The following is a 24,805-nucleotide window of genomic DNA, read 5'->3' as shown; positions in this document are numbered from 1 at the left end:
TCAGTGCCCGATGATCTGCGGTGCCGGTCCCGTGTAGCGGGCGACCGGGCGGATGATCTTCGTGTCCTCGGACTGCTCGAGCGCGTTGGCACACCACCCGATCACCCGGCTGCACGCGAACGTCGGCGTGAACATCTCCCGCGGGATGCCGCACTGCTCCATCACCACGCCGGCGTAGAACTCCACGTTCGCGTACAGCTGCCGGCCGGGCTTGAGCTCGGCCAGCAGCTCCGTCACCCTGCGCTCGACGGTGACGGCGAAGTCCGTGAGCCGGGTCGGCTGCTCCTGCGCGATCTCCTTGAGCAGGCGCGCCCGCGGGTCCTCCGTCCGGTAGACGGCGTGCCCGAAACCCATGATCCGGTCGCCCTGCTCGATGCGCTCGCGCACCCAGGCGTCGATGTTGTCCGGCGACCCGATGAGGTCGAGCGCCTCCAGCGCCCGGTCCGGCGCGCCACCGTGCAACGGCCCGGAGAACGTGCCGATCGCCGCCGTCACCGCTGACACGACGTCCGCTCCCGCCGACGCGACCACGCGCGCGGTGAACGTCGACGCGTTGAAGCCGTGGTCGATCGTGGCGATCAGATACTGCTCGACCGCGCGGCTCGCCCAGGTTGACGGCTCACGCCCGGTCAACATGTACAACCAGTTCGCCGACGTTGACAAATCAACCCTGGGGTTGACGGGATCAAGTCCGAGCTTGAGCCGGTGCAGTGCCGCCAGGATCGTCGGCGTCAGCGCGCTGACCCTCAGCGCGTCGGCCTTCCTGGTGCTCATCGGCGCGTCCCACATCGGCTGCGACGGCAGCATCGACAACGCGGTCCGCAACCCGGCCAGCGCCGTGCACCCCGACCGCGCGACGGCGGGCAGCACCTCGCGGATCGCCGCCGGCAGCGTGCGCAGCTCGGCGGTCTGGCGGGCGAACAGCGCGGCCTCGTCCTGGTCCGGCAGCCGGCCTTCCGCGAAGAGGAACCACACGTCCTCGAACGACCGCGTCCTGGCCAGTTCGATCGCGTCGTGCTCGCGGTAGTGGTAGTAGCCCGCGGCACCGTTCACGTCCCCGATCAGGGTCGTGGTGACGACGACGTCTTTAAGCCCTTTGGGTGCATCAATCAACATGGACACCAGGCTCCGTCAACATGTCTTGTACAGTCAACGTTGATGGAATCAATGTTGACGACGAATCAAGCTGCTCGCCGCCTGGGTGTGAAACCGGCGACGGTCTACGCGTACGTCAGCCGCGGCCACCTGACCAGCACGAAGGTGAACCGCCACAGCATGTTCGGCGTCGCCGAGGTGGAGGCCCTGGCGCAGCGCACTGGTGCGCGCGGAGCAGTGGCCGCTGTGACGGATCGCATCCGCACCCGCATCTCCCTCCTGGAGAACGACCGCCTGCACTACCGCGGCCGTTCCGTCCCTGAGCTCTCAAGCACCAAGCGCTTCGAGGACGTGGCGCACTGGCTGTGGACCGAGATCGACTCGGTGGGCATGCAGTTCCCGGAGGGCCAGGAGATCTGGATGGCCCTGCCCGACAGCGCCACCCTCACCGACCGGGTCCGCGTGGCCATCGCCCTGGCCAGCGTCGGCGACCCGCTGCGCTACGACCTGGACCGCGCCGTCACCACGGCCAAGTCCCTGATCGCCGACGTCGTCGAGTCTCTCCCGATGCTGGGCAGGCCGCAGGGCACCGACATCGCCGAACGGTTGTGGGCCCGCCTCTCGCCCGAGCCCGCCCAGCCTGATCTCCTCAACGCGGCCCTGATCCTGCTGGCCGACCACGACCTGGCCGTCTCGACCATGGCCGCCAGGGTCGCCGCCTCCGCGCACGCCAACCCGTACGCCGTCGTGTCCGCGGGCATGGGCGCCATGGAGGGTCAGAAGCACGGCGCCGCCACCACGATCGCGTACCGGTTCCTGCTGCAGGCCCAGTCCGACCCGATGGGCACGGTCGCCGAGCACCTGCGGTCCGGCCTGCCGATCCCCGGCTTCGGTCACCGCGTCTATCGGGCCCGTGACCCGCGTGCGGACCACCTGTTCGCGTTGCTGCGCAGTCATGGGGACCTGGTGGCGGACAAGGTGATCGCCACGCAGTCGCAGACGTTCCCGAACATCGACCTCGCGCTGGCCCAGTTCGCCCTGCTGTTCAAGATGGCGCCGGACGCCGGCGAGGCGATCTTCGCGATCGCGCGGATCGTGGGGTGGATCGCGCACGCGATGGAGGAGTACAAGGAGCCGGGCCTGCGGTTCCGCACGATGGGCGTGTACACGGGGGACAGGCCGTAGCCGTGTGAAGCGCCAGGCGGCCCCCAGGACGCCTGGCACCTCGGAGCTCGTTCAGTCCGGCAGGCCGGCGTGGTCCTCCCCGGCGAAGGCGAGGATCCGCGCGTTGGTCAGCTCGAGCTCCTCCAGGTTCAGCGCATGGGTCGCCCCGGGCACGATCTCGGTGCGCACGTTCGGGACGAGGGACTCGACGCGCGCGGCGAGCTCCGGTGCCTTGATCAAGCTGCGCTCGCCCAGGATGAAGTAGGTGGGCACGTCGATCGACCGCAGCTCGTCGTCGGTGAACACGTGCAGCGGAGCCATCTGGACCTTGTACTTCATGCCGCGGAACACCAGCGGGCGCATCGTGTGACGCACGGCGGGATCGCCGCCGCTGACCCGGCGCAGGATCGCGGCGGGCAGCCACCAGCGGGACAGCTCGCCGATGCTCCAGAGGACGAACTTCCGGAAGTTGATCCCGAACCCGCCCGGTTCGAAGGCGAGGACGCCGGCGACCCCCGCAGGACGCCGGGTGGCGAGGTTCAGCGCCAGGCAGGCGCCGCGCGAGATCCCGACCAGGTGGACCTTCTCGTGGCCGAGCCCCGCGAGGACGTCGGCGAGCCAGTCCGCCTCGTCGTCGGTGCTCTCCATGGGCCGGGTCTGAACCGAGCGCCCCGGTTCGCCGATCATGTCGACGGCGTACACGGTGTGTCGCGCCGCCAGTTCGGCGACGAAGGGGTACCAGGACAGCGAAGTGCCCATGGCGCCGTGCAGCAGCACGATCGGCGTGCCGGTACCGCTGCGCCGGACGCGGGTCGAGCCGAACCGCGTCCCCACGTCCAGTTCCTCCGACGGCACCGGCCACTTCCGCCGGATCGCCTCGTACGTGGCGAAGTAGCGGTCCGCTGCCTTCTGGTCCACGAACTTCCCGACCATCACACCCCCAGGTTGTTTTTCTAATGCAGATGCAATGTAACAGCGTCGCGCGGTGCCCGTCGACACCGTTCGTTGTGACACAGTGATCACATGCCGAAGCGCGTCGACCACGAGGAGAAACGGCGTGACCTCGCGGAGGCGCTCTTCCGGATCGCGTCGACGCGAGGCCTTCAGTCGGTGACGTTGCGCGCGGTCGCGGCGGAGGCCGGCGTGTCGATGTTCCAGATCCAGTACTACTTCCCGACCAAGGAAGAGATGCTGCGGCACGCCTGGCAGCGGATCACCGAGCTGGGCGCCGAACGTGCCGGGCAGCGCATCGCGGAGGCGATGCAGACCGGTGACGAACGCGCCGTCATGCGGGCGTGTCTGCTCGCGGTCCTGCCGACGGACGAGCGCAGCCGCATGCTCTGCGCGGTGCAGATCGCCTACTTCGCGCTGGACGTCACGCGCGGTGGTCAGGCACCGGACCAGCAGGCGATGATGCCCCACCTCGTGCGCCTGCTCGCCGACCAGCTCGGACTCGCCCGCACACGCGACAGGGTCCCGTCACACCTCGACCTCCAGCTGGAGGCGGACGCGCTCGCGACCATGACGGGCGGCCTCCTCAGCGCGATGCTGGTCGACGCCTACGACGCGAAGCAGGCCGAGGAGATCATCGACTACCGGCTCGGCCAGCTGTTCTCCGGCTAGCGAGGTCCGCCCCTTGGCCGCTGGCGTGATCGCGTCACGAAGCGGACCATGAAAACCATGAGATTGTCCGCTGTGGACAACCTGAAGGTGATCCTGGTGGCGTGGGTCATCGGTGGCCACGCGCTGCTCGGCTACGCCGCGATCGGTGGCTGGCCCTACGACGAGGTCAACGAGGTCACGTTCCACCCCGGCGTCGAGACGGTGCTGGCCGCGGTGATCGGGCCGTCGGGGCTGTTCTTCATGGGCACCTTCTACTTCATGGCCGGGATCTTCACACCCGGTTCGATCGAGCGCAAAGGGCGGCAGCGGTTCATCGCCGACCGGCTCGTCCGGCTGGGTGCGCCGTGGGTGGTCAGTGCCGTTGTCGTGTGGCCGACGTTCGTGTGGATCGCCTACAACGGGGCCGGGCGCGACGTCTCGTGGTGGCAGGCGTTCACGGACCGGCAGCCGTTCCTGGACAGCGGGTCGCTGTGGTTCGTCGGGGTGTTGCTGATCTTCAGCATCGCCATCGCCTTGGCGCCGCCGATCAAAGAGCGCACGATCACCACGAAGACCGTCGTGGGCATGACGATGATCGTGGCGGGCACCACGTTCCTGACGCGGCTGCTGTTTCCGGCGCGCAGCGGGCAGGTCGGGGACCTGCACCTGTGGTGGTGGCCGCAGTGTCTCGGGATGTTGCTGCTCGGGGCCATCGGCGGGCGCAAGCTCGCGGAACGGGTGCCGGACGAGATCTACCGCATGACGCGCAACGTCGTCATCGGCACGATCGCGGTGCTGCCGATCGCGGCGGCGCTCATGGGTGTGCTGGATCTGGCCAAGAGCGCGGAACCGTTCCTCGGGGGCTTGAAGTGGCAGGCCGCGATCCTCGCGCTCATCGAGGGGATCCTCGTGGTGGCGGGGAGTTTGTGGCTCATCGGGCTGGCGCAGCGGCGGCTGACGCGCCAGGGGCCCTTCACCGAGGGGCTGGCGCGGTCCGCCTACGTCGCGTTCGTCGTGCAGGGGCCGATCCTGCTGAGTCTCGCCACCGCCCTGCGCCCGCTGCAGCTGCCGGCCGAGGTGAAGGCGCCGCTGGTGGGAGCGGGGGCGATCGCGTTGTCGTTCGCGATCGGCTGGTACGTCACTTCACGCCGAGGCGCTTCAGCACGCTCGTCGTGATGCCGGCGGCGTCCAGGCCGTGTGCGCGCAGGATGCGGGCACGGGAGTCGTGCGGCAGGAAGCGTGGCGGCAGCGCGAACGTCGCCACGCAGGTCGGGGTGCCGGCCAGCGCCTGACCCAGCCGAGCGCCCAGTGCTCCGGTGGACGTCGTGTCCTCCACGGCCAGGACCAGGCGGTACTGGCCGCTGTGCTTCACGAGGTGCGGGTCCAGGGGCGCGATCCAGCGCGGGTCCACCACGTCCACGCGGACGTCGTGCGAGGCGAGTTCCTCCGCCGCGGCCAGGCACGGACCGGCCAGCGGACCGACCGCGACCAGGAGCACCTCGGCGTCCGGCACCTCGCGCAGCACGTCGAAGTGGCTCACGCGCCGCACGGCCGGCACGTCCGGACCGACGGCGGCCTTCGGGTAGCGCACGACCGTGGGGCCGTCCGACACGTCGACGGCCTCGCGCAGCAGGGCACCCAGCGACGCTGGATCCCGTGGCGCGGCAAGGCGAAGGCCGGGCACGACGGGCAGTACGGAGGCGTCCCACATGCCGTGGTGCGACGCGCCGTCCGGGCCGGTCACGCCCGCGCGGTCCAGCACGAACGTCACCGGGAGCCGGTGCAGCGCCACGTCCATCAGCAGCTGGTCGAAGGCACGGGACAGGAACGTCGCGTAGACGGCGACGACCGGGTGCAGACCACCCATGGCCATGCCCGCGGCGGACGTCACGGCGTGCTGCTCGGCGATCCCGACGTCGAAGACGCGCTCCGGGAACCGTTCGGAGAACGGCCGCAGCCCGACTGGTTCCAGCATCGCCGCGGTCAGGCAGACGACGTCCGGCCGCGAGGCCCCGATGGACACGATCTCGTCGGAGAACGCGTCGGTCCAGGTCCGCCCACCGGAGGCACCGGACGCGCCGACCGCGTGCATGCGGTCCGCCTCGTCGGTCTCGGCGGCGGTGTACCCCTTGCCCTTCACCGTCTTGCAGTGCACGACGACCGGACGGCCGAGCGCCTTCGCTTCCCACAGGGCGTTCTCGACGGCGTGCACGTCGTGCCCGTCGACCTCGCCGATGTACGCGAGACCCAGCGCCTCGAACAGCTGCCGCGCAGAACCGGCCAGCAGCGACGCCGCGAAACCACCGGCGGTCGGGTCGTAGGAGCGGCCGTTGTCGTTCAGCAGCACCACGACCGGGCGCGAGGAGCCGCCGATGTTGTTCAGGGCCTCCCAGCACATCCCGCCGGTCAGCGCGCCGTCACCGACGATGGCGACGACGCGGCGGTCGGTGCCGCCCAGCTCGAACGCCTTGGCCAGACCGTCCGCATAGGACAGTGCGGTGGAGGCGTGCGAGTTCTCGATGACGTCGTGCGCCGACTCGGCCGCGGACGGGTAGCCGGACATGCCGCCGGCCTGCCGCAGCGAGTCGAAGTCCGCGCAGCGGCCCGTCAGCATCTTGTGCACGTACGACTGGTGCCCGGTGTCGAACAACACCACGTCGGTGGGCGAGCTGAAGACCCGGTGCACCCCGATCGTCAGCTCGACGGCGCCCAGGTTCGGGCCGAGATGGCCACCGGTCCGGTGCACCTTGGAGATCAGGAACGACCGGATCTCGGAGGCCAGCGCGGAAAGTTCCGAAGTGGACAGTGCCCGCACGTCCGCGGGCGAGGTGATGTCAGCCAGCACGGCGCACCGCCATCGGCAACGTGAACGCGATCGTCTCCGTCGCGGTCGTGTGCGTCGACACCGTCACCGAACCCAGCGCCTCCAACGCCGCCACGACCTCGTCCACCAGCCCGGGAGGCGCGGAGGCACCGGCCGACAGCCCCACCGACGACACTCCGGCCAGCCAGGCCGGGTCGATCTCCGAGGCGTCGTCGATCAGGTAGGCGGGTGTGCCGCCGCGGGCCGCGAGCTCGACCATCCGCACCGAGTTGGACGAGTTCTTCGAGCCCACCACCAGCACCAGGTCCGACCGCTCGGCGACCTCGCGGATGGCGACCTGCCGGTTCGTGGTGGCGTAACAGATGTCGTCGCTGCCGGGACCGCGCAGCTGCGGGAACTTCCGCTCCAGCGCCTCGACCACCTCGGCCGTCTCGTCCACGGCCAGCGTCGTCTGCGTCAGGTACGACACCGGGCCGGTGATCTCCAGCTTCTCGACGTCCGCCACCGTCTCCACCAGCACCATCTGGCCGGGAGCCTCGCCCAGCGTGCCCTCGACCTCCTCGTGCCCGGCGTGTCCGATGAGGACGATCGTGTCACCGCGCTCGGCGAAACGACGTGCCTCGGCGTGCACCTTCGTCACCAACGGACAGGTCGCGTCCAGCACGTCCAGCGAACGCCCGCGTGCCTCGGCACGGACGGCGGGGGAGACGCCGTGCGCGGAGAAGACCGCCGTGGCACCGAAAGGCACCTCGGACAGCTCCTCCACGAACACGGCGCCACGAGCCTCCAGTGAACGCACGACGTGGACGTTGTGCACGATCTGCTTGCGCACGTAGATGGGGCCGCCGCGTTGGTCGAGCAGTCGTTCCACGATCTCGATGGCGCGCTCCACCCCGGCGCAGAACGACCGGGGTGAGGCGAGCAGCACCGAACGCGGCGGATGTTCCGTCATCTTGCGCCTTCCAGAGGTGGGTTCAGTGGTCCCGGTGGGTGACCAGCTGGGCGAGCGTGCCGAGCTCCACGGCCGCACGCGCGGTCGGTGAGGACTCGCCGAGATGAACCAGTGCCTGCGTGTGGAGCTCGTCCGCCTGCGTCTGGCTCCACGCCCGTCCACCGGCCGTGTCGACCAGGGTCGCCGCCCGCGCAAGCGTTTCCGCGTTCATCTCCTGCTCGCCGGAGTACAGCGACGCGAGCTCGTCGGCGGCAGGCCCGCCGGCGTTCAGGGAGAAGACGACGGGCAGGGACTTCTTGCGGCTCACCAGATCCGAGTGCACGGCCTTGCCGGTGACAGCCGGGTCGCCCCAGATGCCGAGCAGGTCGTCCACGTGCTGGAACGCGAGGCCGAGCTCGGCGCCGAACCGCCGCATGGCCTCGACCTGCAGGTCGGTGCCGTCGCCGTACAACGCGCCCAACGCCGTGGAGGCACCCAGAAGCGCGCCCGTCTTGCCACGCGCCATCTGCTCGACCTCGGGCACCCGCACGTCACCGCGCGTCTCGAAGTCGAGGTCGTAGGCCTGCCCGTCGAGCAACGCCACGGTGGCGTCGCCCAGCGTCCTGATCGCCTCCAGGGCACGGGGATGCCCTGAGCCGGCGAGGACGTCCACGGCCAGCGACTGCAACGCGTCCCCGGCCAGGATCGCCGCGTTGATGCCGTACACGGTCCACGCCGTGGCCCGGTGGCGCCGGGTCGTGTCGCGGTCCATCACGTCGTCGTGCAGCAGCGAGAAGTTGTGGATCAGCTCCACCGCGACCGCCGCAGGGACGGCAGCGGCGGCGGTACCGCCGACGGCCTCGGCCGCCAGCAGCACCAGCGCGGGCCGGATCGCCTTGCCGCCGTTCTCCAGCACCGGGTTGCCGTACTCGTCGCGCCACCCGTGGTGGTACTCCGCGATCGTGCGCATCGACGGCGGCAGCTGGTCGACGGCCTTGCGCAGAGCCGGGAGCACGAGGCTCCGGCTCCACGCGAGCAGCTCACCGGCCGGTCTGCCGGCGGCCAGGTGTTCGGTCATCTCCGCTGTCATGGCTTAGAGACCGATCTCCACGTTCTCCAGCACACCCAGCGCGTCCGGCACCAGCACGGCCGCCGAGTAGTACGTGGACACCAGGTACTTGAGCATCGCGTGCTCGTCGATGCCCATGAACCGGACGTTGAGGCCGGGCTCGTACTCGTCGGGGATGCCGGTCTGGCGCAGGCCGACGACGCCCTGCTTCTCCTCGCCGAGCCGCATCGCGATGATCGACGTGGTGCCGTTCTTGTTGACCGGGATCTTGTCGCACGGCGCGATCGGGATGCCGCGCCACGACTGCAGCTGCTTGCCCTCGACCTCGACGGTCGGCACGTACAGGCCGCGCGAGGACAGCTGCCGGCCGAACGCCGAGATCGCCTTGGGGTGGGCCAGGATCAGCTTGGTGTTGCGGCGCCGCGAGATCAGCTCGTCCATGTCGTCCGGCGTCACCGGGCCGGAGTTCGTGCTGACCCGCTGCTTGAGGTCGGCGTTGGCGAGCAGGCCGAACTCCTTGTTGTTGACGAGCTCGAACTCCTGCCGCTCGCGCAGGGCCTCGATGGTGAGCCGCAACTGGTGCTCGACCTGGTCCATCGGCTGGCTGTAGAGGTCCGCCACGCGCGTGTGGACGCGCACGATCGTCTGCGCCACCGAGAGCTCGTACTCGCGGGGCCGCAGCTCGTAGTCGACGAACGTGCTGGGCAGCGTCGGCTCGCCGTCGTGGCCCGACGAGATGTCGATCTCGGCCTCGCCGTGCTTGTTCGACGCGTTCGTCGGGTTCGCCAGCTGCTGGGCGATGTGCTCGCGCAACGGCTCGATCTGGCCGTTGAGCTGCGCGAAGGCCGCACGCGACAACACCACGGCCGTCGTCGGCGTCAACGCGCGCGCGGTGAAGCTCCAGCTCTTGTCGGAGCCGGACAGCACCGGCTCGTCACCGATGTACTCGCCGTCCGCGATCGTGCCCAGTGCCACGTCGTCGCCGTACTCGCCGCGGCCGGTCTTGGTGACCTTGCCGTGCGCGATGACGATGATCTCGTCCACCGACTCGCCGCGGTGCGCGATCACCTCACCCGGCAGGTACTCGCGCTGCTCGAAGCGGTTCGCGACGGCGGTCAGCGCCGCCTCGTCCTCGAACCCGCGCAGCAGCACGAACTCCGCCAGCTCCTGCGGCACGATCCGCACCTCGGAACCCACGGAGGTGAACGTGACCCGGCCGTCGCCGATCGCGAAGGTGAGCCGGCGGTTGACCCGGAACGCACCACCCTTCGCCTCGACCCAGGGCAGCATGCGCAGCAGCCACCGGGGCGAGATCCCCTGCATCTGCGGTGCGGACTTGGTGGTCGTCGAGAGGTTGCGGGCGGCCTTCGTCGAAAGGCTCAGCTGCCCGCCCTCGACCCCAAGGCCCGGATCGGTAACAGTCACTGGAAGTCCTGCCAATCTGTTGGTGCTGGGTTGCTAGCGAACAAGAACTGCTGTCAGTTCACGCCGACACGCTTTTCGTCGGCGTGAACTGACAGCACGTTTTGCGGTTGAATCGAAAGCGACCGCGTGCCTAGTCCGGACGGCCGGTGGAACGACTTCCTCGCGGGGACCGGGGAGAAGTCGAATCGGCCGGATCTCTGCGTCCACAGGAGCTCACCGGCGAGCCACGACTTCAGGGCCTCGACGTACCGGTGCAGTCCTGCCTTGGCCTCCGCGTCGAGGCCGTACTCGTCGGCGATGGACGGCAGCTCACCGATGATCGAGCCGATCTGCCGCAGCCGTGCCGCGATCAGGTCGGCCACGACCGAGACGGCCTGCTGCACCTCACAGCCGAAGAACTCCTGCACGGCCAGCACGGCGCTGGTCGAGCTGCCGCCGGTGGCGTAGAGGTGGTCGAAGCCGACGATCTCCTGGCGCAGCGCGGGAACGTCGCCGAACGAGTCGACGAGCGCCCTCATCGTGCTGTTGCGCAACAACTCCGCCGGCAGTTCGGCGCCGACGGACTTGCGGGCGAGCTTCGCGGACAGCTCGGTGGCGATCGACCGGCGGCGCATCTCCACGAGGTCGATCGGGTCGGGCACCCTGCCCTGCGCGGTGTTGTGCAGCTCCCACAGCAGCGCGTCGAAGAACTCGACCAGGTGTTCCTGGTCCTCGTTGTCCAGAGTGGACCGCGAGACCAGGTCGGCCAGGCCCCGCTCGGCCGGGTTGGCCGAGGGGAGCGAGCCGCTCAGCACCGACTTCAGCGCCGCCACGAACGCCCTGCCGCCCGCGACGTTGCGCGGCCGCAGGAAGCCCGCCTGGAACGCGTCGGTGACGTAGAAACCCCACGTGTGCCAGTCGTTGATGTGTTTGAGGTCGTCCAGGGACGCCGTCGGGTGGGTCAGCGGGCCGAAGCCGCCGTAGTCCGCGGCGTCGTAGAACGCCTCGGTCCACGGTGCCCCGGCGAGCATGCCCATGTCCCGCACCCACGTCCTGGTGTGCTGGCGGACGCGGTCGACGTGCGGGGAAAGCCTTGCGGCGAAGGGCATGTCGAACGAGGGAACCTCAACCACGGGCCACCCCCAGCCACGCCGCGGACGTGCCCAGGCCGGTCGGCCCGCGCAGGATCGTGCGGAAGAACGCGGAGTTGCCAGCGCCTCCCTCGACCTTCGTGTAGCGGCCCGCGTGCAGGTGCCACTCGTGCCCTCCGGACTGCCAGTCCTGCAGGCCCTTCACGTACTTGAGCACGCGCGCCTGCTCCAGCTGGTCCACCCCGTTCTCGGAGAACAGCACGGGCAGCTCGGTGAAGACGGTGTTCTCGAACTGGTGCAGCCGCGAGGTCAGCAGCGTGTTCACGGCCTCGACCGCGGTCTGCGTGTCGTGGCCGAAGAACTTCTCGAACACGAGCACCCCGTTGGAGTTCTCGCCCTCCTTCAACACCTCCCGCTCGTACGAGAAGATGTCGTTGCGCAGGTGGATCGCGTCGGAGAACGTGTCGGACAGGACCCGCAGCGGCCGGGTGCCCGCGATGGACGCGGGCACCTCGGCCGCCTCGGAGACCTCCACCAGGTTCGCCGACCACGGCGCGCCGCCGACCTTGCGGCGCATCTCGATGTACTCGATCGGGTTGGCGACCGTGCCGCTCTCGATGTTCTTGATCTCCCACATGCACTCGAGCAGCAGGTTGTGGGTGCTCGTGGTGAACCGGCGCCGCCAGTCCTGCGACATCAGCGGAATGGTCCGCTGCCACAGGTCGACGAGGCCGCGTTCGGTCGGGTTCTGCGGCTCCGGCCACGGGTCCGTGCCGTTGAGAGGCATGAACGCCGGCAGCCGGTCGAGATACGCCTTCGCTCCCGACACGTCCTTGCTCTGCTTGAACTCCGCGAAGAACTCGTCGTCGAAGTAGAAGACCCAGACGTACCAGTCCGTGATGAGGTCGAGGATCTCCGCGGGCGCGTCCGGGTGGGTCCACGCGCACATGAACCCGTAGTCGTCGCCCGCGAGGATCTCGTCGGTCCACACCCCGGTGTCGAGCATCCCCATGTCCCGCGCCCACTGCGTCGAGTGCACGCGGGCGCGTTCGAGATGGGGGTTCATCCGTGCCGGGTGCGGCACGTAGAACTCCGGCATGGTGAAGGAGGCCAAGACCTATCCCTCGCGACCGAGCTCGACGTGCTCCAGCACACCGATCGCGTCCGGCACCATGATGGCCGCCGAGTAGTAGGCGCTGACCAGGTAGTTGATGATCGCCTGGTCGTTGATGCCCATGAACCGCACCGACAGGCCCGGCTGGTACTCGTCCGGGATGCCGGTCTGGTGCAGGCCGATGACGCCCTGGTTCTGCTCGCCGGTGCGGATCAGCATCACCGACGACGTGCGGGTGTCGGAGACCGGGATCTTGTTGCACGGCAGCACGGGGACGCCGCGCCAGGCCGGCACCTGCTGGCCGTGGAAGTCGATGTGCTGCGGGTAGAGGCCGCGCTTGTTGAGCTCACGGCCGAACGCCGCGATCGTGCGCGGGTGCGCGAGGAAGTACCCGGGGTCCTTCCACACGATCGACAGCAGCTCGTCGAAGTCGTCCGGCGTGGGCGGGCCGGTGCGGGTGTGGATGCGCTGCTTGAGGTCCGCGTTGTGCAGCAGGCCGAACGACCTGTTGTTGACGATCTCGTGCTCCTGGCGTTCGCGCAGGGCCTCGATCGTGAGCCGCAACTGCTGCTCGACCTGGTCCATCGGGTTGTTGTAGAGGTCCGCGACCCGGCTGTGGACCTGCAGCACGGTCTGGGCGACGCTCAGCTCGTACTCGCGCGGCGAGAGCTCGTAGTCGACGAACGTGCCGGGCAGGACGGGCTCGCCGTCGTGGCCGGACGACATGCCGATCTCGGCCTCGCCGTGCTCGTCCTGCGGCTTGTTGCGGCTGTTGAACGTCTGCTGGATGTGCGCGCGCAGGCCGCCCGCTTCCCCGTTGAGCGCCTGGAAGTCGTCCCACGACAGCGTGAGCACGGTGACCGGGGTGACGGCCTTGGCCGTGTACTCCCACTCGCCCTGCGGTCCCGCCAGCACGGTCTCGCCGAAGTACTGGCCGTCGGCCAGGTTGCCGAGCACGGTGTCGCCGCCGTACTCACCGGTGCCGATCTTGTCGACCTTGCCGTGCGCGATCAGCACGACGGTGTCCTTCGGGCGGCCCTTCTCGACGATGACGTCGCCGACACCGAACTCCTGCTGGGTGAAGCGCCCGGCGAGGGCCGCGAGGACCTCCTCGTCGTCGAAGCCCTTGAGCAGCGCCAGTTCGGTGAGCTCCATCGGCACCACGCGGATCTCCGCGCCGATGTTCGTGAACGAGACTCGGCCATCGCCCAGCGTGTAGGTGAGGCGCCGGTTGACGCGGTACGCACCACCCGCGGCCTGCACCCAGGGGAGCACCTTGAGCAGCCAGCGGGAAGTGATTCCCTGCATCTGCGGGACGGACTTGGTGGTAGTGGCCAGATTTCGTGCGGCGGCCGTGCCCAAACTCAGCTGCTGACGGCCCTCATTGAGGTCAGAATCCGTCACAGTCACAACCTGCACCCACCTATCTCAATGCGCTAATGGACCAATCCGATAAGCCGGAACGGACGTTAGTTCGCGCTGTTGACGGCTGTGAAGAGGCCAAGAAGGCGACATTCGGGTGGGTGGTTTAGGCCTGATGATGCTACGGAGCGTACAACTGCTGCACTATGCAGCAGGCGTTGTATCGGCAGGTGGGTGATCGAGCTGTATTCGTCAAAACATGGAATAGGGCACTCGTTTGGACCAGTAGGATCACCCTTTTGTGCGGACCGGCGTGTGTTGGCCGGATGCTATACAGCACCACTCCGAGTGGGTCGTAATCCACTCGAAGTGGTGTGTATCAATACAACGTTGCGCCCGTTGATGCGAGCTGTTGTCTATAGCCGGATTTTGTGGCAACGGCTATTCGTGCTATTACACCTCTGGGCCGTTCAGGAACGTTTCCAGTGCGCTGACGACGAACGCGTGGTCCTCTGCCTGGGGCAGTCCGGAGACGCCGACCGTGCCGACGGGTCCGGTGCCGCGCACGATCACCGGGAAGACCCCGCCGTGCGCCGCGTACAGCTCCAGGTCGAGACCCGACTCCGCTTCGAACGTCGAGCCCTTCTCGCGGAACGTCGTGCCGACGTAGAACGAACTGTGGCCGAACAGCTCGACGACACGCGCCTTGCGCTCCAGCCACCTGTCGTTGTCCGGCGAGGTGCCGGGCAGCGAGGCGTGGAAGAGCCGGTGCCCGTTGCGCCGCACCGAGATCGCGATGGACAGCCCCTGTTCGCGGGCGGCGGCGAGCAGGTGCAGGCCCAGGTCGATCGCGACGTCGTTGCCGAAGCGCGCGAACTGGAGCTGACGCTCCTGGGCGAGGAGTTCTTCGCTGGTGAGGCTCACAGTGCGACCACCCGGTTCTCTCGTGCGGAAAGGAAAGCGGCTTCGATGACCCGCAGCGCGTCCACGGCGCTCGCGGGGTCGACGGGGACCGCGCCGGAGCGCAGTTCTGCGTAGAAGGTCTGGTACGCACCGGGTTCGACGGCGACCTCGGTCGTGTCGCCGAGGAGGCCGAGCCGTCCGGTGCGGTCCTCGTGCCCCCAGTCCTGTCCGGTCGGGCGGCGGCCGGCGGCGAGCGCGTCCTCCTGCTCGTCCAGGCCGCTGATCTCGAACGCGCCCTCGCTGCCGAGCAGGCGGAACCTCGGCCCGTGGTGCGCCGCGTGCGCGCTGGCCCACAGGTGGGAGCGGACGCCGTTCTCGTGCGTCAGCGCCACGAACACGTCGTCGTCCACCTGGGCGCCGGGGCGGCGCCGGTCGAGTTCCGCGTAGACGTTCCTGACCGGTCCGAACAGCTGCAACGCCTGGTCGACGAGATGCGCGCCGAGGTCGTAGAGCAGGCCACCCGCCTCCTCGGGGGCGCCGAACTCGCGCCAGTTGTCCCAGATCTCCGGCACCCAGCGCTCGAATCGGGACTCGAACCGCCGAACCTCACCCAGTCGGCCGATGATCTTGCGGACGGTGAGGAAGTCGCTGTCCCAGCGGCGGTTCTGGAAGACCGTGAGCGGCACCCCTGCCGCCTTCGCCGCGGCCACGAGCTCGGCGGCCTCGGCGGACGTCGGCGCGAACGGCTTGTCGACGACCACCGCGACGCCCTTGGCGATGGCGCGCTTCGCGTACTCGACGTGCGTCCTGTTCGGCGTGGCCACGACGATCAGGTCGAGGTCCCGCTCGAACAGCTCGTCGGCGGTGACGATCTCGGCACCGGGGTGCGCGGCACGGGCCTGCGCCTGCCGCTCCGGGTTCGCCGTGACGATCGCGACGAGGTCCATGCCCTCGGTGGAGGTGATCAGCGGGGCGTGGAAGACCCGCCCCGCGATGCCGTAGCCCAGAAGTCCGACTCGAATCATGCTTCCGATTAAAGCAACGCTGTTGAATAATTGCGACCGTGGACCTCACCTCGCTGCGTTCGCACAACGACAGGACAGTGCTCAGGCTCGTCCGCTCCGGGGCTCTGAGCAGGGCTTCTCTCGCGTCCGAGACCGGACTGACCCCGCAGGCGGTCTCGAAGATCGTGGCGCGGCTCATCTCGGCGGGCCTGCTGGAGGAGACCGGGGCCGTGCGCGACGGGGGCCGCGGCAAGCCCAGGATCGCGCTGCGGCTCGCCGCCGGCGGGGCCTTCGCGTACGGCGCCTACGTCGACCGCGACGAGCTGCGGGTGGTGAAGCTCGACCTGACCGGCGAGGTGGTGTCGGCCTCGGTCGCGCCGCTGGCCCCGATGTTCACCCCCGACGACGTGCTGGACGCGCTGGAGCCGCTGGTCGAGGCGGGGGAGAAGGTGCTCGGGCTGGGCATCGGCATCGCCGGTCCGCTGGAACACCGGGACGGCGTGGTGTCGCCGAACGGGCTGCCCGGCTGGTCGTCCGTCCCGTTGAAGGCGCTGGCGGAGAAACGGCTCGGGCTGCCGGTCGTCGTGGACAAGGACACGAACGCGGCCGTGCTCGCCGAGGCGTGGCGCAGGCCGATGCGGGACGCGGCACTGGTGTTCGTGGGCACCGGCCTGGGCGTCGGGTTGCTGCTCGGGGGAGAGGTGCACCGCGGCGCGCGGTCGGGGGCGGGCGAGTTCGGGCACACCACGATCCAGCTCGACGGTCCGTTGTGCGTTTGTGGACGGCGGGGGTGCGTCGAGGCGGTGCACGCGGCCAGTACCGGGGGCGAGGCGGCGCGGGTGCTCGGCGCGGCGGTGGCGAACCTGGTGCAGCTGCTGGACCTCGACCAGATCGTCCTGAGTGGACGGAAGGTGCTCGGGTCGCCGGAGCTGTACCTGCGGGCGATGCCGGACGTGGACGTGAGCGTCACGACGTACGGTGCCGACCTGGTGCCCGTCGGCGCTGGTCTGCTGGTTCTGGGCGAATTGTTTTAGCATCGGCGGCATGGACGTCGAGCACGTCGTCGGCCTGCCGCACCCGCGGCTGAGGCCGTTCGTGACGCGGTACTCCGGGTATCGGATGCGCACCGAGCCCGGCATCCACCGCGGCCTGCCGTCGCGCTCGCTCACCCTCGTCGTCACCGTGGACGGCACCGTCGACCTGGCGGAGGGCAGGTTCGCCGCGTTGTGCGGCGGCCTGCACGACGAGGCCGTGATCATCACCCACGACGGGTTCCAGCACGGCGTCCAGTGCGATCTCACCCCGCTGGGGATGCGCGCGTTCTTCGGCATGCCGGCCGGTGAGCTGGCGGCGACCACGGTCGGGCTCGACGCTCTCGACGCCCCGGCCGCCGAGCTGCGCGAACGGCTGCGGGACGCGCCGACGTGGACGGATCGGTTCGCGCTGCTGGACACGGTGCTCGGCGGCCTGGTCCGGCCGGTGCGGCAGCAGGTCGAGGTGGCGTGGGCGTGGCAGCGGCTCGCGGCAGGGGCGCCGGTGGCGGAGATCGCCGCCGAGGTCGGGTGGAGCAGGCAGCACCTGAGCGCGCGGTTCGCCGCCGAGTACGGGCTCACGCCGAAGGTCGCCGGCCGGGTGATGCGGTTCGAGCGGGCGAACCGGATGCTGCGCGGCGAGCGGCGTCCCACGCTGACCGAGGTCGCCGCCGCCTGCGGCTACACCGACCAGGCGCACTTCAACCGCGAGTGGCGGGCGTTGTGCGGGGCGACCCCGACCGAGTGGATCGCGGCCGAGCTTCCATTCGTACAAGGCAGCGAGCACGGTCAGGGCGCAGAGTTGCTCCCATGAGCACACCACCACCCACCTGTTGGCCCTGTCTGTCCTATCAGGACGCTCCCGCCGCCGTCCGCTTCCTCGTCGAGGCGTTCGGCTTCAAGGAACACCTCGTCGTGCCGGGGGAGGCCGACGGCGAGGTCGTGCACTGCGAGATGGTCTGGCCGGAGGGCGGCGGCGTCATGCTGGGGTCCGCCGTGCGGTCGGTCGGCGAGGTCGAGGCGACCAGGGCCGGCGCCGGATCCGTCTACGTCGTGACCGACCGGCCCGACGAGCTCCACGCGCAGGCACTGGCGCACGGGGCGACCGAGATCCGCGGCCTGCGCGACGAGGACTACGGCTCGCGCGGGTTCACCGTGGCCGACCCCGAGGGCAACCGCTGGAGTTTCGGCACCTATCGCGGAGCGTGAGGCAACCTTCACGCGCAGTTCGGAGTCTTCCCGGGTGGAGAGGTTCACACCCAGGGGAGGACACGTGCGTTCAGCACGATGTTTGGTGATCGCCGCTCTCGCCGCCGGGCTGCTCAGCCCGGTGGCGATGGCGCAGGCAGAACCGTTGAGAGCTCAGAACACCTCGACCATCACGCTGATCAGCGGTGACAAGGTCGTCGTCAACGAGCGAGGGGAGCTCGTCAGGGTCGAGGGGCGGCCCGGCGTGCAGTTCGCCCAGTACGTGCAGAACGACCACCAGTACGTGGTGCCGGCGGACGCGGTCGACGCGGTGGGGCAGGAACGCATCGACAAGCGCTTCTTCGACGTCACGTCGTTGCACGCCTACGGGTACACCGACGACAAGATCGACCGGATCCCGTTGCTGAACGGTGGTTTCCGTTCCGCGGGTGCGGTGCAGAAGAAGGACGCGGCGGCGCAGTGGACCGGGCGGCGCACGAGCGCGTCGCGTGCCGAGAAGCTGTGGCTCGACGGCAAGTCCAGGATCTCGCTGACCGAGAGCGTTCCCATGGTGGGGGCGCCCGCCGCGTGGCAGGCGGGGTTCGACGGCACCGGCGTCACGGTCGCGGTGCTCGACACCGGCTACGACCAGAAGCACCCGGAGCTCGCGGGCGTGGTGTCCGTCGCGAAGGACTTCACGCCTTCCGGCATCCAGGACAACATCGGCCACGGCACGCACGTCGCGGCCACGGTCGCGGGGCGCGGCAGCCAGTACGTCGGCGTTGCCAAGGGCGCGTCGCTCGCGGTGGGCCGGGTCTGCGAGGCGGACTGGTGTCTCGACAGCGCGGTGATCGCCGGCATGGAGTGGGCGGCGCGCGAGGTCAAGGCGAAGGTCGTCAACATGTCGCTGGGCGGCGACCAGTCCGACGGCAAGGACCCGTTGTCGGTGAAGGTCGACGAGCTCACGGCCGAGACCGGCACGCTGTTCGTGGTGGCGGCCGGCAACTCCGGTGTGTACCGCAAGGTCGGGTCACCGGCGGCGGCGGATTCCGCGCTGGCCGTGGCGAACTTGACGAAGGCCGGTGGCGTCAACGAGGGATCGTCGCGTGGTCCGCGCATCGGCGACCACGCCGTGAAGCCGGACATCGCGGCACCGGGCACGGACATCGTGGCCGCCCGCGCCGAGAACACGTTGTGGGAACACGCGGTCGACGACCTGCACGCGCGGCTGACCGGCACGTCGATGGCCACGCCGCACGTCGCGGGCGCCGCGGCGGTGCTGGCGCAGCGCAACCCGTCCTGGAAGGCCGCCGAGCTCAAGGCCAACCTGATGACGACGGTGAAGCCGGTCGCGGACTCGCCCGTGAACATCGGGACCGGCCTGCTCGACGTCGGCCGCGCGGTGACGCAGCAGGTGCACGCGTCGGTGGGCAGCCTGTCGTTCGGGTTGGTCGAATGGCCGCACACCAAGACGTTCACGAAGACGATCACCTACTCGAACACCGGCGGCACCCCGGTGACGCTCGCGTTGAGGCACGACCTCGGCGCGGACTTCGCCGTGCCGTCGTCGGTGACCGTGCCGGCCCAGGGCAGCGTCGCGGTCGACGTCGTGCTCGACCCGCGCAAGGGCCTCGGCACGTTCTTCGGTCACGTCAAGGCTTCCGCCGCGGGCGTCGAGCTGACGACCTCCGTCGGCGCGTACGTGCAGGAGGAACGGCACGCGCTGACGCTGTCGATGATCGGGCGTGACGGCAAGCCCGTCGCGAACGAGTTCGCCGTCGTGGTCAACATGACCACGCAGGAGGCATCGGTGCTCAGCATCGGTCCCGACGGCACCGGCTCGTCGAAGCTGCCGGTCGCGGACTACGCGGTGCTGAGCCGGATCGACGAGGTGACGGCGAACTACGACTGGTTCGTGCCGGTCGCCGCGACCGAGGTGGCCGGGCGCGTGTCGCTGGCGGCGGACGTGTCCGTGACGCTGGACGCCAGGCAGGGCAAGCAGATCAGCGTCGAACTGCCCGAGCGCGACTCGGTGGTGTGGTACCGCGACTCCAAGCTGGCGGTGCCGTTCAAGCCCGGCAAGATCAGCGGTGTCGCCAGCATCATCGACGGCAGGGTCCCGCTGTACGGCCTGTCGTTCGGCGCGCCGCTGCCGGAGCTGACCTACGACTCCGGGCTCAAGGGCGGGCAGCCGCTGCTCTCGGTTCCCGGCGGGTTCCCGGTGCGGTACTACGAGAGCAGCAAGTACCTGCCGCCGGGCGAGCACACGTTCGACGTCGCCGAACGCGGTGCTGACGTGCGCGGCAAGCTCGCCCTGGTCCGGCAGGGTGGCGAGAACCCCTACGCGGTCGCGTGGGAGATGAAGGACGCCGGGGCGGTCGCCGTGCTGTGGGCGGGGCCGGTGCCGTTCGGGTACGACGAGCAGACGGCGATCCCGGTGATCGCCGCGGCCGAGCACCACGTGGCCGTCACGCCGGCGAAGCTCACGCTGCGGGCCATCGCGGGCTCCCCGGTGTCGTACACGTTGTTCCAGCAGGACAAGGGCTCGCTTCCGGTGGGGGTCAAGAAGTTCCGGCACGCGGACCTCGCCGCGGTCAAGGCGCGCTACCACACCTCCGGTGGCGACGGCTCGATCAACCAGCGGAACAACCCCGTCGTCAACGGCACCATCGGCGTGACGCTCGACGAACGGCTCTCCGCACCGGCCGCGCGCACCGAGTACTTCACCCCGGGCACCTGGTTCCAGGAGGGCTTCGACGGACGCTCGTACGGGGGCGGGGACGACCCGATCACGACCTCGTGGGCGCACGTGGAGCCGGTGACCTTCAAGGCGGGCAAGACCTACGAGCGCACGAACCTGCGTGCCGTCACCTCGCCGCGGCTGAGCGGCCCGTCGCTCGTGCCGTGGGCCGACGGCGGTGGCGTCGAACGGTCGGGCGACCTGATCAACGCCCGCATCTCGCCGTTCGGCGGGTCTGGCTGGGTGGAGAACTGGCGCCAGACCGGTGGCGGATGGCTGGAGCTGTCCCACGACGGCGTGGTGCAGGGCTACTCCGACGCCCGGAGGGGTTCCTTCTACGCACCTGCCCGCGACGGCCGCTACAAGCTCGTGCTGGACGCGTCGCGCGACTCGCTGGCGTTGTCCACCAACGTGAAAACTTCCTGGGAGTTCTCAGCTTCCGGCGAAGGCAGGCTGCCGTTGCCGGAGGTCGACTACTCGCTGCCGGTCGACCTGCGCAACAGCTGGAAGGCCGGGGTGCCGATGCCGGTGAAGTTCACGGCGGTGTCCGGCAAGGTCTCGGCGCGCTCGCTGACGGCGTACGCGTCGTTCGACGACGGTGTCACCTGGGTGCCGGTGAAGTCGCTGGTTCCCGCCGGAGGCAAGGCAGGCGGGTTCGTCTCGCTGCGCGTGGTGGCGGACGTCGGCGGCAACACGGTCGACCAGACGGTGCTGAGGGCCTACCGGCTGCGCTGATCGTTCCCTCCACTGAGTGATGTTGCTGTGCTACGCCGAACGGTCGTGCTTCTGTTACGTCTTAGGGCGTAACCGCGCGACCGTTCGGTCGTTGTAACCCCCTGCGGCACCTGCCCCGCCGTGCGCGAGACGATCCAGGGACGCGGCGTCTCAGCGCCCAGGGCAGGTGCCGCCGTTTCTCGGTGGCCCGTTCCCCGGTCCTGTGGTGGCATTTCGGTCCATGGGGACTTTCGAGGAACTGGTGGCCGAGGGCGCGGCCGTGCCACTGGAGGGCTGGGACTTCTCGTGGTTCGCCGGCCGTGCCACCGAGGAACGCCCGCCGTGGGGGTACGCGTCGCTGATCGCCGGGCGGCTGGCCGCCGTGTCCTCCGCGCTGGACCTGCAGACCGGCGGGGGAGAGGTCACCGCGTCCGCCTCGGTGCTGCCGCCGCTGATGGCCGCCACCGAGTCGTGGCCGCCGAACGCCCTCGTGGCGTCGAAGAACCTGCCGTTCGTGGTGCAGGCGCCGGACTCCGGGCCGCTGCCGTTCCGCGACTCGGCCTTCGACCTGGTGATCTCCCGGCATCCCGTCGTGACGCCGTGGGGCGAGATCGCGCGGGTGCTGCGGCCGGGCGGGACCTACTTCTCGCAACAGATCGGGGCCGGCACGAACCGGGAGCTGACCGATTTCATGATGGGGCCGCAGCCGGTGAGCGAGGCACGCGGTGTCGCCGCGGCCCGTGCGGACGCCGAGGCCGCCGGGCTGGAGGTGCTGCGGCTGGAGCCGGTGTCGCTGCGGGTGGCGTTCTTCGACGTCGGCGCGGTGGTGCACTTCCTGCGGAAGGTGCTGTGGACCGTGCCGGGGTTCACCGTGGACGGGTACCGGGACCGGCTCCTGGACATGCACGCGCACATCCAGGAGCACGGGGAGTTCGTGTCCACCTCGACGCGGTTCCTCGTGGAGGCCCGCAAGCCCTGACTCACCCGATGAGCCGCAGGGCGGTCTCCTCGGTGATCGGCACCAGTTCGCCGCGTTCGCGGCCGTCGAACATGTCGCTCTGGATGTCGCTGGCCTCCCAGGCGTAGCCGGGGCCACCTACGTGCTGCTGTTCCTTGTGGTTGCCGTTCGGGGCGATCCACGTGCGGACCACCGACGTGGGGTTGTCCACCGAGGCGCTGCCTTTCACCTGTGCGAAGTAGGAGTACTTCCCGTCGGCGGGGTCGTCGGCGTGGACGCGCGCATGCTCCGCCGCCTCGTATGCCGCGACGGCCTCCGCCGGGATCGGGCGCGCCTCCGCCTGCCACTCACCGTTCTCGATCATGACGAGGTCACGGGTGCTCTCCCAGACAAGTCGCGGCGAGTAGTACTCGTCGTGGACCTGGCCCGCTTCGTCGGTCCATCGGCGCACGATCCCGTTCGAGCCGTCGAGCTCGGGGTGGAAGTCGGTCAGCAGGGCGTAGTACTCGTACCGCGGGCTCACACCGGTCCTCGTTCCGCTGGGGCGGGTCGTGCTTCCGGACCAGGGTCGGGAAGCACGGCCACAGGTGTCACTACTGCTACTCGTACTTCTTACCGACCTCGTGCGCCTTCAACGGCGGGCCCTTGTCGGACCTGATGGCGCCCCCGAGCTTCGCCACGCCGTTCTCGAGCTTGAGCGTGCCGCCTTCCGGTCTGATGTTCGTGCCGCTGGGGAACCCGGAGCCGCCCGGCACGTTCACGCGTTCGGCAGGACGTCGCGGAACGAGTTGTGCAAGGCGGATGCCCTGCGCGAGGCCTGAGTCCGCCGTGGTCGTCGGCAGGACCCGCCGAGGTAGTACCCGAACGACAGTGCCCCCACCGGACGTTCCCGGTGGGGGCACTGTCGTTTCAGGACTAGCGGGGCTGGCGCTCGCGGCGGATCGTCACGCGCTTGCCCTTGATCGTGGCGTCGCGCAGCTGCTCGATCACGTCGTTCGCGGCCGGGCCGGGCACCTCGACCAGCGAGAACCGGTCGGCGATCTCGATGGCGCCGATGTCGCGGCCCTTCAGGTTCGTCTCGCCGGTGAGGGCGCCGACGATGTCCTGCGGGCGGATGCCGGACGAACGGCCGGCACCCAGGAACAGCCTGGTCATGCCCTCGGTCGGGCCACGGCGTTCGCGGCGCGGGCCGGAGGGGGCACCGGCGCTGTCGCGACGCGGGCGGTCCTCGCGGGGACGGACCTCCGGGATCTCCTCCTCGTCGGCGGCGGCACCGGAGGCCTCGTGGGCCAGCTTGACCGCGGCGAGCGCGATCTCCATGACGTCGAACTCGTCGGCCAGCGTCTCGACCACGACGCGGAAGCGCGACAGGTCGTCCTCCAGCAGCGACTCGTGCAGCGACGAGCGGGTCAGCTCCAGCTGACGGGCCCGCAGGTCGGCGACCGTCGGGACCTTCTCGACCGGGATCTTGGTCTTGGTGACGCGCTCGATCGTCTTGAGCATCGAGTTCTCGCGCGGCTCGACCAGGGTGATCGCGACGCCCTCACGGCCGGCGCGGCCCACGCGGCCGATGCGGTGCGTGTACGCCTCGGGGGCGGACGGCACGTTGTAGTTCACGACGTGCGTGAGCTGCTCGATGTCGAGGCCGCGGGCGGCGACGTCGGTGGCCACCAGCAGGTCGGCGGTGCCGGAACGCAGGCGCGACATGACGCGGTCGCGCTGCTCCTGGCTGATGCCGCCGTGCAGCGACTCGGCGCGGTAGCCGCGGCCGTTGAGCGTCTCGGTGAGCTGGTCGACCTCGTCGCGGGTGCGGCAGAAGACGACGGCGGCCGTGGGCGACTCGACATCGAGCACGCGGCCGAGGGCGGCGGGCTTGTGCTCGCGGCGCACCAGGTACGCGGTCTGCCGGACGCGCGGGGCCTCGCCCGGCTCCGTCTTCTCGCGCTCGATCTGGATCAGCACCGGCTCGCGCAGGTGGCTCTTGGCCATGCGGTCGATGCGCGGCGGCATCGTGGCCGAGAACAGCACGGTCTGCCGTTCGGCCGGCGTCTCGCTCAGGATCGCGTCGATGTCCTCCGCGAAGCCCATGTCGAGCATCTCGTCGGCCTCGTCGAGCACGACGACCTGCAGGTCGCCCAGCTGCAACGTGCCGCGCTGGAGATGGTCGATGGCGCGGCCAGGGGTCGCGACCACCACGTCGACGCCGCGGGACAGCTCGCGCAGCTGACGGCCGATGGGCTGGCCGCCGTAGATGGGAAGGACGCGAGCGCCCATGTGGCGGCCGTAGCGGTGGACCGCCTCGGACACCTGCACGGCGAGCTCACGGGTGGGGGCGAGGACGAGGGCCAGCGGCTTCTCGCCCTTGCCGATCTTGTCCGCGATGCGTTCGAGCAGCGGCAGCGCGAACGCCGCCGTCTTGCCCGTGCCCGTGGCCGCCTGGCCCAGCAGGTCGTTGCCCGCGAGCAGTGGCGGGATCGCTTCGCTCTGGATCGGCGTCGGCTCCTCGTAGCCCAGCGTGGTGAGTGCGTTGAGGATGTCGGAGCGCAGCCCCAGGTCGGCGAAACCGTTGTCGGCGGAGGTCATGGGGAGTATCTTCCCCCACCGCCTCACA

22 protein-coding genes are annotated in these 24,805 nt (G+C 69.7%); 8 read left to right on the top strand and 14 right to left on the bottom strand.

Annotated elements, in window-relative coordinates; all coding sequences use genetic code 11:
• Positions 1-1,116, bottom strand: coding sequence for a citrate/2-methylcitrate synthase (locus tag ACSHWB_RS47125; protein WP_439659867.1), 1,116 nt, complete (start codon positions 1,114-1,116; stop codon positions 1-3).
• A gap of 42 nt (positions 1,117-1,158) precedes the next feature.
• Here ACSHWB_RS47125 and ACSHWB_RS47120 point away from each other — a divergent pair, with 42 nt between their 5' ends.
• Positions 1,159-2,280, top strand: coding sequence for a citrate synthase (locus ACSHWB_RS47120; protein WP_439659866.1), 1,122 nt, complete (start codon positions 1,159-1,161; stop codon positions 2,278-2,280).
• 51 nt (positions 2,281-2,331) lie between these two features.
• Here the strand turns inward: ACSHWB_RS47120 and ACSHWB_RS47115 are convergent, their stop codons facing one another.
• Positions 2,332-3,192 (bottom strand): alpha/beta fold hydrolase, encoded by an 861-nt coding sequence (locus ACSHWB_RS47115; protein ID WP_439664796.1) that lies wholly within the window; start codon positions 3,190-3,192, stop codon positions 2,332-2,334.
• Between the two features lie 90 nt (positions 3,193-3,282).
• On the opposite strand from ACSHWB_RS47115, the gene ACSHWB_RS47110 reads away from it, so the two are divergent.
• Positions 3,283-3,882, top strand: coding sequence for a TetR/AcrR family transcriptional regulator (locus ACSHWB_RS47110; RefSeq protein ID WP_439659865.1), 600 nt, complete (start codon positions 3,283-3,285; stop codon positions 3,880-3,882).
• A 57-nt stretch (positions 3,883-3,939) separates the two neighbouring features.
• Positions 3,940-5,037: an acyltransferase family protein gene (locus ACSHWB_RS47105; RefSeq protein ID WP_439659864.1), complete on the top strand. Its 1,098-nt coding sequence runs from the start codon at positions 3,940-3,942 to the stop codon at positions 5,035-5,037.
• On the opposite strand, the gene ACSHWB_RS47100 is transcribed toward ACSHWB_RS47105, so the two are convergent.
• From ACSHWB_RS47100 to ACSHWB_RS47060, 9 genes are all read right to left on the bottom strand, one after another.
• Positions 5,000-6,706 (bottom strand): 1-deoxy-D-xylulose-5-phosphate synthase, encoded by a 1,707-nt coding sequence (locus ACSHWB_RS47100; RefSeq protein ID WP_439659863.1) that lies wholly within the window; start codon positions 6,704-6,706, stop codon positions 5,000-5,002. The genes ACSHWB_RS47105 and ACSHWB_RS47100 overlap by 38 nt on opposite strands.
• Positions 6,696-7,637, bottom strand: coding sequence for a 4-hydroxy-3-methylbut-2-enyl diphosphate reductase (gene ispH, locus ACSHWB_RS47095; protein ID WP_439659862.1), 942 nt, complete (start codon positions 7,635-7,637; stop codon positions 6,696-6,698). Before ispH ends, ACSHWB_RS47100 begins: the two co-directional genes overlap by 11 nt.
• 22 nt (positions 7,638-7,659) lie before the next feature.
• Entirely contained in the window at positions 7,660-8,694 is a 1,035-nt protein-coding gene (locus ACSHWB_RS47090) for a family 2 encapsulin nanocompartment cargo protein polyprenyl transferase (protein WP_439659861.1), read from the bottom strand.
• A gap of 15 nt (positions 8,695-8,709) precedes the next feature.
• Positions 8,710-10,110, bottom strand: a complete 1,401-nt coding sequence (locus ACSHWB_RS47085) for a family 2B encapsulin nanocompartment shell protein (RefSeq protein ID WP_439659860.1) — start codon at positions 10,108-10,110, stop codon at positions 8,710-8,712.
• 53 nt (positions 10,111-10,163) lie between these two features.
• Entirely contained in the window at positions 10,164-11,198 is a 1,035-nt protein-coding gene (locus ACSHWB_RS47080) for a terpene synthase family protein (RefSeq protein ID WP_439659859.1), read from the bottom strand.
• Between the two features lie 16 nt (positions 11,199-11,214).
• Positions 11,215-12,294 (bottom strand): terpene synthase family protein, encoded by a 1,080-nt coding sequence (locus ACSHWB_RS47075; protein WP_439659858.1) that lies wholly within the window; start codon positions 12,292-12,294, stop codon positions 11,215-11,217.
• A gap of 3 nt (positions 12,295-12,297) precedes the next feature.
• Entirely contained in the window at positions 12,298-13,704 is a 1,407-nt protein-coding gene (locus ACSHWB_RS47070; RefSeq protein WP_439659857.1) for a family 2B encapsulin nanocompartment shell protein, read from the bottom strand.
• Between the two features lie 405 nt (positions 13,705-14,109).
• Positions 14,110-14,580, bottom strand: coding sequence for a heme-degrading domain-containing protein (locus tag ACSHWB_RS47065; RefSeq protein ID WP_439659856.1), 471 nt, complete (start codon positions 14,578-14,580; stop codon positions 14,110-14,112).
• Positions 14,577-15,584: a Gfo/Idh/MocA family protein gene (locus ACSHWB_RS47060; RefSeq protein ID WP_439659855.1), complete on the bottom strand. Its 1,008-nt coding sequence runs from the start codon at positions 15,582-15,584 to the stop codon at positions 14,577-14,579. The genes ACSHWB_RS47065 and ACSHWB_RS47060 overlap by 4 nt, the downstream gene beginning before the upstream one ends.
• Positions 15,585-15,622: 38 nt before the next feature.
• Here ACSHWB_RS47060 and ACSHWB_RS47055 point away from each other — a divergent pair, with 38 nt between their 5' ends.
• The 5 genes from ACSHWB_RS47055 (at position 15,623) to ACSHWB_RS47035 (ending at position 22,215) form a co-directional block, all read left to right on the top strand.
• Positions 15,623-16,597 carry an ROK family transcriptional regulator gene (locus tag ACSHWB_RS47055; protein WP_439659854.1) on the top strand — a complete coding sequence of 325 codons (975 nt, stop codon included), beginning with the start codon at positions 15,623-15,625 and terminating at the stop codon, positions 16,595-16,597.
• Positions 16,598-16,607: 10 nt separating this feature from the next.
• A complete protein-coding gene (locus ACSHWB_RS47050; RefSeq protein WP_439659853.1) occupies positions 16,608-17,408 on the top strand; it encodes a helix-turn-helix domain-containing protein in 801 nt (266 codons plus the stop codon).
• Entirely contained in the window at positions 17,405-17,803 is a 399-nt protein-coding gene (locus ACSHWB_RS47045) for a VOC family protein (RefSeq protein ID WP_439659852.1), read from the top strand. Before ACSHWB_RS47050 ends, ACSHWB_RS47045 begins: the two co-directional genes overlap by 4 nt.
• 64 nt (positions 17,804-17,867) lie before the next feature.
• Positions 17,868-21,257 (top strand): S8 family serine peptidase, encoded by a 3,390-nt coding sequence (locus ACSHWB_RS47040; RefSeq protein WP_439659851.1) that lies wholly within the window; start codon positions 17,868-17,870, stop codon positions 21,255-21,257.
• A gap of 220 nt (positions 21,258-21,477) precedes the next feature.
• The gene (locus tag ACSHWB_RS47035; protein WP_439659850.1) at positions 21,478-22,215 is read left to right on the top strand and encodes a methyltransferase domain-containing protein; all 738 of its coding nucleotides are present in this window, start codon (positions 21,478-21,480) and stop codon (positions 22,213-22,215) included.
• 1 nt (position 22,216) lies between these two features.
• Here the strand turns inward: ACSHWB_RS47035 and ACSHWB_RS47030 are convergent, their stop codons facing one another.
• From ACSHWB_RS47030 to ACSHWB_RS47020, 3 genes are all read right to left on the bottom strand, one after another.
• Complete coding sequence (locus ACSHWB_RS47030) at positions 22,217-22,717, bottom strand: hypothetical protein (protein ID WP_439659849.1); 501 nt, start codon at positions 22,715-22,717, stop codon at positions 22,217-22,219.
• A 76-nt stretch (positions 22,718-22,793) separates the two neighbouring features.
• Positions 22,794-22,955, bottom strand: coding sequence for a hypothetical protein (locus ACSHWB_RS47025; protein WP_439659848.1), 162 nt, complete (start codon positions 22,953-22,955; stop codon positions 22,794-22,796).
• Positions 22,956-23,109: 154 nt separating this feature from the next.
• A complete protein-coding gene (locus ACSHWB_RS47020; protein ID WP_439659847.1) occupies positions 23,110-24,777 on the bottom strand; it encodes a DEAD/DEAH box helicase in 1,668 nt (555 codons plus the stop codon).
• Positions 24,778-24,805 lie beyond the last annotated feature (28 nt).

Source organism: Lentzea sp. HUAS TT2, from assembly GCF_051853195.1.
In the GTDB taxonomy this organism is placed as follows: Bacteria; Actinomycetota; Actinomycetes; order Mycobacteriales; family Pseudonocardiaceae; genus Lentzea.
Note: the sequence above shows the minus strand (reverse complement) of the source record. Positions and strands in the feature narration are given on the sequence as shown.